Raw genomic sequence first — 13478 nt, 5'->3', positions numbered from 1 at the left:
TCAAGATCAATATTCGTTAATTCACCACTAGCCTTTCTAAGAATAAACGACTATCAGTTTTCACTTCAATAATGTATTGACCGGGATGCAATGAGCCTAAATTTAAATGGAACTGATTAGCAAGAAAAAGAACATCAGTATCATAAACCTTCTTCCCGGAAAGCTCAAAAATTCTGATGTGCGCAAGACCATCCTTCAATTCAGAATTAGAAATCTCTAGATTAATAAGACCCTGCGTTGGATTTGGGTAGAGATTAAGTTGCTGATTGGGTAGCTCCCATTCCACAAAACTTATATCAGAGCCACAATCTCCAGATCCTAAACAACCAGAGTCATCAAGGCTTAATAGCCAAACATATACACTGTAAGGGCTCGGATTTAAGTATCGATCGAAATAGGTTCCGGTTGCTATGATACCCTTATCCCCCCAATGATCTGCACTATAGAGCGAACTATTATCTTCCCAATCACCATGATAATAAACACGTCGCCAAATGGTATTTAAGCCCTTATCTAGCTTCCAGACAAAACCTTTTTCCCCTTCCAGATAATAATTCCCTATCACATAAATAAACCCACCTTTTTGCCATGCGCACTCTATTGTAAAATAGGCTTCTTCATCAGAATAAGCACTGTCATTAAGGACTACACCTGATGTGTCAACTATCCTGAAAATTGCCTTTCCTTTATCTACTCCACTATCTTGAGATGATAGAAAATAGTGAGGAATAAATAAACTATCATGCCCAATGGGAACCACACTTGCATCCAGTCCATTTAAGCCCATGTACTGGTAGCGCTTATCCCAAATTTTATTTCCCTGCAAATCCGTTTTAACCAAAAAGCCCTCTACAAACTTATGGACATAAAAACAACGACCAGTTATGTAGTAGTTGTCCGCCATTCTCCTTAATCGGTATGGAAAGTAGGCATGGCCATAACCAGGAGTATAGATGGGCCTGAAGTCGCGAATAGTTGAATAGCCCAAAAAGTTAAGGGCAGTATCATAGCGGGCTATATACAAGCCTAGTTGCAGATCTATATTAGCATAATGCCCAAGCAGGACGATTTGATTGGAATCCACTAAAACATCAAAGGAGTTTATAGTGGTGGTTCCAGGTAAATCTAATTTTACAGAATAGAGTGTATCTAAATCGTTGTTTATCTTATATAATCTAGGATATGCCGTATCATGAGTCGGATTGAAAAAATCCTGAACGCATAAAAGTGAGGAACCACTGATTCGCTGTAACATGTTTCGCCTCATCCCAATAAGGCTAATTCCCTTTTCCTGTACATCGTAGTAATTAGAATCTAAAAGTTGCCCTTGGCGCGAAAACTTCTTATAGGTGAAAGCCGTGCGATTACCTTCTACCACAGAAAAGCTGTACAGCACGCTATCCTCAACTAACATTGCGGGTGAACCAGTAGTTGAAAGCCGATTTGAGTAGCTCTTTATGTCAAAGGTCTGGGCATAGCTGGAGCCTCCTGTTAAAAAGAGAAATATTAATATGTATGAGAAATATTTCATTAAAAGAGTTAAAAGGCGGCGAGCTTACAGACGGCTCTTCTAATTGGTATTAGTGAATTAGAACCCTAACCATAAACAAGCTTGTATTAGTTTTCAGCTCCAAAACATACTGACCTTGATTAAGCTTACTTACATCCAATCGTAATTTCCCTTGGAAGAATTGAACTTTTTCCTCTAAAACAAGCTCACCATCCAAACTAAAAATGTGAGCAGTTCCCTGCATATTTTGACATTCAGGAAGTCCCATTTCAAGGTTCAGGTAATCATGTGCCGGATTTGGATACACGCTCAAACCCTGTTCGGGTAAAACCCATTCCACAAAGCTTATATCAGAGCCACAATCTCCAGCTCCTAAACAACCAGAGTCATCAAGGCTTAATAGCCAAACATATACACTGTAAGGGCTCGGGTTTAAGTACCGATCGAAATAAGTTCCGGTTGTAATAATTCCATCATCATTCCACTGATCAATATTATAAAGCCAGCTACTATCTTCCCAATCTCCATGGTAATAGACGCGCCGCCAAATAGTATTCAAATTTTTATCTAGTTTCCAAATAAAACCTTTTGTACCGTCCAGGTAATAAAAGCCTGTTAAAAGAATAGCACCATCCGCCGAACGTATTGCATTGGTAAACTCAAACTGCGTTTCTTCCGCAGGGTAAACAATCGAATCCCATACATTGCAATTTGAATCCAAAACTCTAAAAATGGCCCTATTATAGCCATTCCCATTTATATATTTACTTCGATAAATTGATGCCTGAAACAAACTGTCTTGGCCTATTGGAAGAATTTCAAAACTAACCGTATTAGAGTCTAGATACTTGTAGCGCTTATCCCAAATTTTATTTCCTAGTAAGTCCGTTTTAACTAAAAAACTCTCTACAAACTTATGGACATAAAAACAACGCCCAGTGATGTAGTAGTTATCCGCCATTCTCCTTAATCGGTATGGAAAGTAGGCATGGCCATAACCAGGAGTATAGATGGGTCTGAAGTCGCGTATAGTTGAATAGCCCAACAAGTTAAGGGCAGTATCATAGCGGGCTATATACAAGCCCAGTTGCAGATCTATATTAGCATAATGCCCAAGCAGGACGATTTGATTGGAATCCACTAAAACATCAAAGGAGTTAACCTCAGTAGTTCCGGGTAAATCCAATTTCACAGAATAAAGCGTATCTAAATCATTATTTATCTTATATAATCTGGGAAATGTCGTATCACGAGCCGAATTAAAAAAATCCTGAACGCATAAAAGTGAGGAACCACTGATTCGCTGTAGCATGTTTCGCCTCATCCCAATAAGGCTAATTCCCTTTTCCTGTACATCGTAGTAATTAGAATCTAAAAGTTGCCCTTGACGTGAAAACTTCTTATAGGTGAAAGCTGTATGACTACCATCTATCATAGAAAAGCTGTACAGCACGCTATCCTCAACTAGCATAGCCGGTGAACCAAAAATATCCAGCCGATTTGCGTAACTCTTTAAGTTAAAAGTTTGAGCATAGCTGGGAGCTACCATGAATTGGAAAAAGAAAACTATACAAAAAGTACGCTTCATAAAACTTGATAAAGAGAACTGCCAATCCCAAGAAAACTTGCAGTAAACCGATTAGTAAAAACTAAGGTCCAAATTTCATCTTCAAAAACTTAAACATCATGCCCTTCAAAATACTCAATAAAAATAAAAAGCCGTCTCGGTATAACCGAGACGGCTTTGGTTTGGACAACCAGTAAATTGGAGCTGCGCTTAAGCGTCCTTTTTACTATCGTGAACCTTCTTGATTCCTAAGGCGGCACCAGCGGCAGCCAAAATGGCTAAGCCAGGAATGGGCGCGGTATTATCGGAAGAAGGCGGTGCAGGCTGTGCACTCATTTGAAGACCGAGCATTAAGAATAGCCCTAAGCCTAGTACTTTCATTGTTTTCATGTTCTCTTAGGTTTTAATTAAAACTTCTTGATCATCACCTTGCTGCTGTGGCTTACTTGCTCACGATCCAGCATATGGATCAAGTATACTCCGGCACTGAAAGATTCAGTTCCGATATGGTGTTGGATGTTTTGGGCGTCTAATTGACCTTGGTAAATCAATTGACCGCGCATATCGCGTACTTCAATTTCTTGGAAGCCTGCTTTGAAATCATCATTGATCACCAGATTTCCATTGGCATCTTGATACCAGCTCAAGCCATTGCTGAAGTTTTCTTCTAAGCCAATACTCTGATCTGTTCCCAACAATAAGTAAAAGCGATTGTGGATGATTCCAGTTTGATTTACGCTAAACTGATAGTCATTCAGACTTAAATCGGTTTTGGTACCATTTAAGCTGTCTACTAAGATGATGGCATTAGTTGCATCCCAGGTATTCAGAGAATCCAAAGAGATGGTATACATTCCTTTGTACCATGCATCCACACCTAATGGAATGCTCTTCACCATGCCGCTTTGTACATAAGGCAAACCTTGAATACTGTACTCTAAGCTATCCTGCATAGAATAGAAAGAATGGTATTGATTGGCCTTGTAGATAGGAGCATCGAAAAGGTTATCGTAAGCATCACTGGCGCGATTATCCAACATGATCAAGATTTGGTTTGCCGCAGAATCTGTGCTTAGATTAAACCAGGCTCTCTCGCGAGTCTCGGTTTTGAAGAATCCAGCACTGGTATTGCCGCTCACATCACGCATGGCATTGGTGAAAGTGAAGCTTAAATTTCCACCGGCATAGCCAGGTGCTACCTGTACAAAGAAACCTTGCATCGCACGAGTACTGCTACTTGGGCTATTGCGGTTAGAATTAGGTGCAGCCACATGACCGGAAGCATTCCAACTTGCATATTGTGCATCACCAGCATTTGATGGACTAGCATCCCAATAATAAGCAGTAGCAACGATATCGCTATGAGCTGAAGCAAAGGCGGTGAAGTCAATAGCAGATGGATAAGGGTTACCTAAAAGGATATAGTCTCCAGCGCTAACACTATTCACGGTAATACTTACATCCCCATTATTGATGTCCCCACTAAAGGTCTTGCTATCATTGAAGTTTACTCCTCCATTTAAGCTAGGTGTAGCGGCATATCCCTGACCAGGATTCATGGTTCCGCTGGAATAAGATGACCAACCGGTACCGGTGATATATTGATACAGGTCATTGGGGTTAGAAGCACTAAATACGGTAGCAATATTGGCATTGCTAACCGGTGAAGACCAGTAACTAAAACGGGTTTGGTTAAAAGGTGTAAAGGCACGGCTTACGCTATAGCTTCCACTGCCTGTGTTCGCATCACTAGCCTTGGTTTGTACCAGGCTGGCACCGCTTTCTACTACAATACTGCCATTGTTGGCGATATCACCATGAACGGTTAATACATTACCCGAGCTAATGGTTAAAGTTGCTCCAGACTCTATGCTCAAATCTTTCACCGCTGCATCAGCTATAAATGAATAGCTTTCGCCGGTTTTCACAGTAGCATTGGCTGAATCTGTACTACTGTTAGGAGTAGTATTCCAGGCAGAGCTGGTATAGATAAGCTCAGTGATAGCTGCTGTTCCAGGTGTACCACCATTAGCATAAGAAGCTCTCCAATTGGCCGCTTGGGTATTATCAGAAGCTAAATCCATTAAGGTTAAACTTGGACCATTGCCATCCGCAGAACTTGGCCAAGGAGAAGCATCATCATAAGTTACTTCGTCGATAGTAAGATTTGCACCACTTGGGTCGTATATAATAGCTACCGTTTCGCTGGCATTACCCAAATTGTTGCTATTGTTGGTAGAAGCCACATTGGCATTCAGAACATTTAAGCTGTTGGTGTCTGGAGTGAAGGCATTGTCATTATTGAAAGTACCATCGCCATTACTTCCTAACGCAATAGTTAAATAAGCACCATCATTAAGGGTGAAACCATTTAAATCAAAGTTGTTTCCAGAATAGCTTAATCTCCAAGAACCGTCGAAGCTAATAGCGGAACCCGAAGCATTGTAGATTTCAATCCACTCATCATCGGTACTGCTGGAATTGTACATGATTTCGCTGATCACTAAGTCACCGGCGGAAGGAAGGGCTGCAGGGGTAGCATTACCTCCACTAACTTCACTAGAGAATTCATCATCATCGGCGTTTCCACTTACTACTTTATAAGTGTATCCATATACATAATAGGTGGTTCCGGTGGTTAAACCTGTAACGGTAATACTACCATTGGCATCGGTGGTTTGATTGGCCACACAATAGGCATTGTCATTAATACCAGCGTCAGTAGCAAAGGTGCCACTAGCATAAGCTAAATTGGCCGTATAGTCAATACCATCCTGACCGCTAGCACTTAAATCGATACCATTTGAACCATCCGAAACAAAGATTAAAACACCATCCCAATCTGTTCCGTAAACACCACTGGGCTTAGTCCAGCTAATATCCATAGTAGTGGTAGTGAAAGTTCCAATACTTAAACCAATTGGTGTAGGCACCGCACCAGCTGCAGGGCGAATTCCTTGAATCCAGGTAGTGTTGGCCCCTCCGTTTGGAGCACCAGGAGTACCACTGGTAGAAGCATCGGTAGTCCAGTTTGAAGGATTGCTTAAAGCGGAGTTTGCACTGGAAGATCCGGTATAATAAGTAACCTGACCTGAACCTGGTCCACTAATGGTTGAAGATGGATGCGTAACCGCTATATCGTGAACAATCACATTGCTGGCATCACGAATTGCGGCAAGGTCATCACCATCAGAGTTTCCGAAGGATCCCCAGGTACCTGAGAAATAGGTACTGTTGTTTGAAGCGATAGTTACTTGATGATCGCTAAAATCAGTATTATCTGTAATGGTTGCGTCTACATCGGCACTATTATAAATGGCAATCACAGTACCGGCATCAACATTCGACCAGGCATTATCTGAACTAAATTCTAAGAATTCAGAATAGGAACCATCATCATTATCACCGATATCCCAACCACGAAGGTCAGTTCCATTTTCAGTAACCACGATTTCAATCCATTCTTTAGATCCACCTGAACCTTGAGACATTTCATTAATGAATACTGCAATTCCTGAACTAGGAGTAGCATTATCTTCCACACCGGTACTCCAGTTTGATCCTTTACGGGCAAAAACCTTGAAGAAGTACTGAGTTCCATTACTTAAACCGGTGATAGTGGTACTGGTGCCGGTGCCATTGTAAACTACGGATCCAGCAGTTGGGAAACTTGGATTATTGGCATCCGAATAATCCTGAGAATTGGCAGTATATCCACTACCGCTTGGAGTTCCAGAAATAGTTGCCGTATGAGCTACTACAATTACTTCATCAAAACAAGAAGGATTAGTCCAGCTTAAATTCGCTTCTGAACTTCCAGCACCAGCACTAAATGAGCTAGCATCGGCTGGATTGGTATTAATTATAGTTTGAGTTCCTGCACCACTGGCTGTTCCAGAAGTATTGGTACTTCCATTAAATCCAAGATCAGCATCTTCAATTAATGTAACTGCAATGGTGTTAGTGGCAGTAGCAGCACAAGGGAAATCTACACTTATAAAGAAATAGCCGGTTGAGCCATTGGTAAGGATCTGATTAAAGGAGCTAAAAGATTGTACACCTGCGGCAGTTGGACTGGCAATAGTTGCCAAAATCTGATCTGAACCAGCATCGAAGCTATTGTCAGTAGAATACCACAGTTTAAGATTGCTAATATCAGAAGCTTGGTAAGTTCCTGATGTAGTGATATCCAATCCATTTAAGTCGGCATTAGCATCGCTAATTGCAATCTGAAAACTGGAAATCACATGATTAGCACTATCGCCTGGTACATTGGCAGCGGCAATCTGAGTACCATTATCGGCTAATACTGCGCGAGGAGTTGCAGATACAATGGTTTGAGTTCCGGCAGCACTGGAGTTATTGGTCACATTACCAGCATTAAAGCTAAGGCTAGGAATTTGCGCGGTTAAGGTATTGGACGCAGTGGCAGAAGCATTTACATCAGCCACTAACCAGAAATATCCGGAGGTCCCAGAAGTAATAGTAGTTGATAAACCACTAAAGCTTAAGCTCTGAGAAGTTCCGTTTCCATTGCCTGCAATATCAGAACCAATTTGACTAGCCGAGCCAAAGCTATTGCTGCTGGCGTAGAATAGTTGGAAATTATCGATATCATCAGAATCAAAACTACCATTAACGGTTACATCAAAATCACTGATAGTGGCATCGTTATCAGCAACAGCAGCCGAAACTGCCGCCAAAATATGATTTAAGGCTCCTTGAGAAACATTAGCGGCTGAAGGTTGAGAATTGTCTTCAACAGTGATGCTAGGTACAGTGGCAGTACTTAGGCTGATATCATCAATTCTCCAATAAGAGAAGCGATCACCATTAGAAGCATATAACCAACGAACATAAAAACTGCTATTTCCAGCTCCATTGCTAGTACTGATTTGTACCGTTTCAGTTCCGGTTTCATCTGCAGATACTGTTTTAGTATATACATCATTAAAAGTGGAACCGTCGGTACTGGTTTGAACTTTAATTACAAAATCAGCACCAGTACCACCTTCATAATAATCCAGGTTCTGCTTCCAGCTTAAGTCAATAAGGTTAGCACCGGAAGCGTCAATTGCCTCCGAAGTAATTGCACTGGTACCAGCATTATCATTGCTATACGTTAATTCTGCTTCATAGGCTGAACCTCCGGCATTGGCGCTATTGGCCACGGTGAAATCCGTAAAGGTCCATCCTGTGGGCACTGTAGAATTAGCAAAGTCCTGGCTATAAGGTAAAGGGGCATTCTCGTTATCGATGATGCTTAAATCCAATTGATTGGCAGAACCAACGGCGGCATTAGAACCCCCGGCTACTGATTGAATCTCGAAAATCAGGTTTTCGGTACCTTCATAAGATGCATCATCAGTAATAGTTAAGGTGATAGTTTGGTCGGCCGCACTTCCCGCTGGGAAAGTAACATTTGCCTGGGCAGCTGGACTAGGATAGTTATTTACATCAGCGGCTGTACCCGTACCGCCTGCTATAATAGCTACAGAGCAGGTAGTAGCATTGGTCGCATCTTCATTCGTAATGGATAAAGTAAGATCATAAGTGCCATCTCCTTCATTTACGGTAGCTGAAGAGCTGGCAAAATTTACACGAGTATCAGAAGTAGCAATCGTTCCTTGTACCAACACATTGTCTAATTTGTGGTATTCAGTTCCGGCCCCATTATTCATGGTTACTCTAATTTCTAGAGTCCCTCCGTTTAATCCACTTTCGCTTACGACAGCGGAGGTAAAATCATCATTTAAAGAACCATTGGTGCTAGCTTGGGTCCAGGCACCACCGTCAATACGATATTCGGTAACAAAGATGTCCGAAGCTTCCATGGTTCCATCTTCTGCTGCATCAAGACTGATACTTACATTAGCATAGGCAGAGATGTCAATTGAAGGACTTAACCAGTAAGCATCACCATCAATATCGCGAGCTTCGAATACTTCGCTCACTACTTGAAACCAGTCGGTGGTAGCTGTTAAGGAAGCCGAACTAACATCTACTGTCCAGCTTACCCCAGATACGTCGATGGTTGGGGCTGGGCCCACCGCACCTTTTCCGTTCTGTCCGGTAAAATCCTCCGAATAGATAGTAGTTTGACCATAGAGAATTGTACCTAGAAAAAGGAACAATCCCACGAACTTTAATTTTTGCAGCATAATCCAGAATTTTGATTAATGCCACAAAACTAGAGGCCAAAAAGCCCTGAAAATTTCGATTAAAGTTATAAGTAATTCAAAGCAGGTTTAAGCGTTTTTCAAGCAGATGTTAAGCTTTTTACCTAGCTGTTAAGGAAAGCTAATTTTAGCATGAAAAAGGAATATCACTAAATAACCTAAAAGAATATAGCCTATTATATCTATTTGAAGATTAGCAATATCTCACGTTTCTACACTATCTTTTTTAAGACTCCAAACTTAACTTAGCCTTCACCTTAAAAACCCAACCCTTTTGGCTTCATACTGCCTTAACAAGCAAAAGGTATAATTCACACTAATAATTGAATTATTCATATTCAATTAAGGCGCCAATCGCTGGAGCTTCCAATCTTGATTTTCTGATTTCGTATACAGAACCCGATCGTGTAATCTGGAACTTCTACCCTGCCAAAACTCAATTCGCTTAGGCATCAATCGATAGCCGCCCCAATGTTCAGGTCGTGGTACATCGTCCTGGTACTTAGTGCTAAATTCTGCCAATCGATCTTCTAATATCTGCCGAGATTCAATTACCGTGCTTTGAGGCGAAACCCAGGCTCCAACCTGAGATCCATGAGGACGACTTTTAAAATAGGTGGTGGATTCTTCAGCGCTTAATTTCTGTACTTCACCCTCTACCCTGATCTGTCTTTCCAGCTCGGGCCAGAAAAAGCACATGCTGGCTTTAGGATTGGCCGCAAGCTCCTGACCCTTAGCGCTCTGATAATTCGTGTAAAATTCGAAACCACCTTGATCAATACCCTTTAACAATAATACTCTACTATGGGGCATTCCCTTGGAATCTACCGTGGCCAATACAAAGGCATTTGGATCCTTTGGCTTCGAGGCCTCATATTCTTGATACCAGTTTTGAAATTGCGATAGTGGATTCTCAGCAACTTCATTCAGGTTTAAAGTTCCTTTTTGATAATCGACTCTTTGGTCTTGCAATTTCTCTTTCATGGCCTGCGTTTTTTATTAAGAATTCGTTGATAATTCTCTTTGCAAAAGTACCCATAAGCCACTATCTTCGATCTACGATGAGTCTAAATTTGAGCATCCCGGATAAAGGAAAAATCTTGATTGCCGAACCAATGTTGGGTGATCCCAATTTTGATCGGACGGTAGTTTTATTAGCCGATCACAATGAGGAAGGAACGGTGGGTTTTGTTCTGAACCGAAAGGTGGATGTAGATTTTGATGATCTGGTCCTAGACTTCCCTTCCTTTGATGCTGAGATATTTGAGGGCGGCCCTGTTCAGGGTGATAACCTATTCTTCTTACATCGCAAAGGCGACTTAATTCCCGGCAGTGAAGAAATTATGGAGGGAGTTTTTTGGGGAGGTGATTTAGATATCCTTAAAGAGATGATTGCCCTTGAAATGGTATTGCCTTCCGATATCCGATTTTTCCTGGGATACAGCGGTTGGTCTTCCGGTCAGCTTAATGATGAGCTTAGCCAAAAATCATGGTTAGTTGCGGACAGTACCGCCGATTTGATCTTTGAAACTGAAATAGACGGACTCTGGTCAACCATTATGAAACAAATGGGCGGAGATTATGCTTTGTGGCATAATGCACCCATGGATCCTAGTCTAAACTAAGCGCCACTTTCACATTCAGCTTTTTCAGCATTTCAGCGGCTTTTTCAGAAGCATAGGTTTTACGACGGTATTTTTCTACCCATCTCAATCCATGCATGCTATTGCTAAGCCATACTTCATCAGCTTTTTGCAAGGCAAAGGGTGAGAAATTCTCTTCCTTCAAGTCTAGGTCCAATTGCGGAGCTAATTCCATAATCTGCTTCCGCATTAGCCCTTTTAAACATCCACTGCTCAAAGGTGGAGTAATCAGCTCCTTACCTTTCAACATGAAGATATTGGCATTGGTAGATTCAATTACTTCCTTCTTCTCATTGAGTAGCAATACATCATCCAGATTATTCTCCTTCGCAAATACACTGGCAATCGCATACAACTGCGCTGAAGTACTCTTGATATTCCCTAAAAGGCCACTTAATTTATAGTAGTCTTTAAAGAGGTCTACCTCCATTCCTCTTTCATTGAGCACATAGGCATCGTGCTCCCAAGGTTTAACTGTAATGAGGAAATCAATTTCATTGCTTTCCGGACTATACAATCCTCCGGCCTTTCGAACCACCAATAAACGGACTCTCGCACTTTGATCTTCAAGCTGATTTGCCTTCAAAGTTTTACGAATCTGCTCCTCGAGATACTCTGGCGAAAAGTTCATGGGAATCTCCATTCGTACAATTCGCATACTCGCCATTAAACGGAAATAATGATCCTCAAAGAAATTGAGACGATTACGGCTGTATTTAAGGCTTTCAAAAATGCCATCCCCATAATTCAAGCCCCGATTATTGAGCTGAATGTTGAGATGCTTATTGCGAATTATATAACCGTTGAGATTGTAGTTCATGCTCCCCAAATTGGCCGACAAAGGTATAAAGCAAAAAGCCCCGAACCAGTGGTTCAGGGCTTTTGTATGATAAGCTTTTTAAATCTTATTGCTTAATGAAACGGCTAGTTGCCGATCCACGATTGGTTTGTACACTAATAAAGTACACCCCAGGCTTTAAGCTTTCGATAGAGATATCATTTTTCATTCCTTCTAAGCTACCAGCGCTAACCATGCGACCGGTATTATCCATAATCTCATAGCTGCTTAAATCAAGATCAGCATCCATCAACTCTAAGGAAAGAGTGTGCTGAGCAGGATTAGGATACATGGAGATAGACTTATTGAAGTTGAACTCTTCAGTTCCGATCAAATTCATTTGATAGATCAAACGAGGAGTTACATATCCTAAGATAGTGTCCTGGTAAGCACGACCGAATGCTGGTGACATATTAGGGTTACTAGCTAAACCAGCCATGTGATAGGTAATTACGGGAGGACCAGCAATTAAAGTATCAGAAGCGATAGGACCATTTGGATCCCACCATTGCCATGGAGAACCGTTGTTGTTAAACAAGCTTCCAGCTAAAGGACGAATCACTGGATATAATCCTTCTGCATTCGCTACAGTAATAGTATCAAATGGAGCGGGGAAAATATAAGGATAAGTTACTCCGTAACGAGCACGAGCAGCTAAAGTGATCGGATCATTATAGGTATTGTTAATCCAGGCATTGTTGTTACCTAAGCTATTGGCTTTAAGCTGGAATATATTAGCTCCAGAAACATCTACCACATCATCTTGAGTGGTGGGCACTACTACGGTACCATTTCCGAAAGGTGCAAATGGATCGCGCACACACTGAATAGAAATCATAGAAGGATCACCAGCTTCCAACCAGGAGATATCAGCCAAAGCTCCGCCCATGTTCACACACATGCTCACATCAGTAGAATAACCATTGTCTCTATAGAGGTTCAAGTTCCCCCCTAAACCTTCGAGGTTACCTACCAGGTTAGAATCTACAAATGATTGAGAAGTGGCAGGATTGATAAACTTGGCAATTTCTACCTCGGCCCATTTGTCCAAAGTAGCATAAGCCAAGGCTACATAACCTCCAGAGCCTTCACCAAAAAGAACAATGCGGTTAGTGTCGATTCCAAATACACTGGCATTGTATTTAGTTATACGAACCAATTCTTTGATATCGTGAATAGAACGATATACAGCGTTCAATAATTGGGCACGACGTACAAATTGGTTAGGATCTAAAGGGTTCCAGCCTAAACGATAATCAACAGAAAATGCAACAAAACCGCGCTTGGCTAATTTCTCACACATTACAATAGCAGCACTATCTTTTCTAGAACCATTAATACTGCCGTTCAAGCCGGGAGGCAGGAAGTTACCGGTGTGAATATAAATAGCAAGAGGACGATCAGTAACAGTATCACCAACTGGCATATAAACATCAGCATTCAGATCAGTTACTTTAACATCCGTGCTTGGATCTGCAGGATTATAAAAGGCTGCAGGAATAGGCTGCCCGGTTGCCAAGGCAGTTTTTAGAGCGGTAACATCAGCTACAACCTGAGTTTGATCGCTAAAGTCTGAGGTAAGGAAGTCGATATTTGTGGCATACCGTTGATCAGGAGTAACGGTTACCTGGCTAAATACTTCGGTAGTGTATCGCTGGGCTGAAGCCACACCACTGAAGGCCAAAAGAAGTAGTAATGTTTTTTTCATCTGCTATTTATTTGTTGTTTCGAATTTAAGGAA

8 protein-coding genes are annotated in these 13478 nt (G+C 41.5%); 1 reads left to right on the top strand and 7 read right to left on the bottom strand.

Translation table 11 applies throughout. The features are described 5' to 3' along the window. Positions 1–16 precede the first annotated feature (16 nt). The 5 genes from H4K34_RS16960 to pdxH form a co-directional block, all read right to left on the bottom strand. Positions 17–1531, bottom strand: a complete 1515-nt coding sequence (locus tag H4K34_RS16960; RefSeq protein ID WP_210758573.1) for a T9SS type A sorting domain-containing protein — start codon at positions 1529–1531, stop codon at positions 17–19. A gap of 49 nt (positions 1532–1580) precedes the next feature. Then, positions 1581–3098: a T9SS type A sorting domain-containing protein gene (locus tag H4K34_RS16955; protein WP_210758572.1), complete on the bottom strand. Its 1518-nt coding sequence runs from the start codon at positions 3096–3098 to the stop codon at positions 1581–1583. A gap of 189 nt (positions 3099–3287) precedes the next feature. Beyond that, on the bottom strand, positions 3288–3467 hold the full coding sequence (locus H4K34_RS16950) for a hypothetical protein (protein ID WP_210758571.1): 180 nt from the start codon (positions 3465–3467) through the stop codon (positions 3288–3290). 17 nt (positions 3468–3484) lie between these two features. After that, a complete protein-coding gene (locus tag H4K34_RS16945; RefSeq protein WP_210758570.1) occupies positions 3485–9238 on the bottom strand; it encodes a lamin tail domain-containing protein in 5754 nt (1917 codons plus the stop codon). A gap of 360 nt (positions 9239–9598) precedes the next feature. Next, positions 9599–10240: a pyridoxamine 5'-phosphate oxidase gene (pdxH, locus tag H4K34_RS16940; RefSeq protein ID WP_210758569.1), complete on the bottom strand. Its 642-nt coding sequence runs from the start codon at positions 10238–10240 to the stop codon at positions 9599–9601. A 116-nt stretch (positions 10241–10356) separates the two neighbouring features. On the opposite strand from pdxH, the gene H4K34_RS16935 reads away from it, so the two are divergent. Further along, complete coding sequence (locus tag H4K34_RS16935) at positions 10357–10881, top strand: YqgE/AlgH family protein (RefSeq protein WP_246452150.1); 525 nt, start codon at positions 10357–10359, stop codon at positions 10879–10881. Here the strand turns inward: H4K34_RS16935 and H4K34_RS16930 are convergent. Both H4K34_RS16930 and H4K34_RS16925 read right to left on the bottom strand, forming a co-directional pair. Next, on the bottom strand, positions 10868–11719 hold the full coding sequence (locus tag H4K34_RS16930; protein ID WP_210758567.1) for an aminotransferase class IV: 852 nt from the start codon (positions 11717–11719) through the stop codon (positions 10868–10870). The two genes, H4K34_RS16935 and H4K34_RS16930, sit on opposite strands and share 14 nt — an antisense overlap. 85 nt (positions 11720–11804) lie before the next feature. Continuing rightward, positions 11805–13445 (bottom strand): T9SS type A sorting domain-containing protein, encoded by a 1641-nt coding sequence (locus H4K34_RS16925; protein ID WP_210758566.1) that lies wholly within the window; start codon positions 13443–13445, stop codon positions 11805–11807. Positions 13446–13478: the final 33 nt, after the last annotated feature.

Origin of the sequence: Croceimicrobium hydrocarbonivorans, from assembly GCF_014524565.1 — a bacterium.
Classification (GTDB): Bacteria; Bacteroidota; Bacteroidia; order Flavobacteriales; family Schleiferiaceae; genus Croceimicrobium; species Croceimicrobium hydrocarbonivorans.
This window is presented reverse-complemented; position numbering and strand designations above follow the sequence as displayed.

What these genes read in the sequence shown, in the direction of transcription:
- H4K34_RS16960 (WP_210758573.1), bottom strand. Translation starts at nt 1,531, where the DNA reads ATGAAATATTTCTCATACATATTAATATTTCTCTTTTTAACAGGAGGC.
- H4K34_RS16955 (WP_210758572.1), bottom strand. Translation starts at nt 3,098, where the DNA reads ATGAAGCGTACTTTTTGTATAGTTTTCTTTTTCCAATTCATGGTAGCT.
- H4K34_RS16950 (WP_210758571.1), bottom strand. Translation starts at nt 3,467, where the DNA reads ATGAAAACAATGAAAGTACTAGGCTTAGGGCTATTCTTAATGCTCGGT.
- H4K34_RS16945 (WP_210758570.1), bottom strand. Translation starts at nt 9,238, where the DNA reads ATGCTGCAAAAATTAAAGTTCGTGGGATTGTTCCTTTTTCTAGGTACA.
- pdxH (WP_210758569.1), bottom strand. Translation starts at nt 10,240, where the DNA reads ATGAAAGAGAAATTGCAAGACCAAAGAGTCGATTATCAAAAAGGAACT.
- H4K34_RS16930 (WP_210758567.1), bottom strand. Translation starts at nt 11,719, where the DNA reads ATGAACTACAATCTCAACGGTTATATAATTCGCAATAAGCATCTCAAC.
- H4K34_RS16925 (WP_210758566.1), bottom strand. Translation starts at nt 13,445, where the DNA reads ATGAAAAAAACATTACTACTTCTTTTGGCCTTCAGTGGTGTGGCTTCA.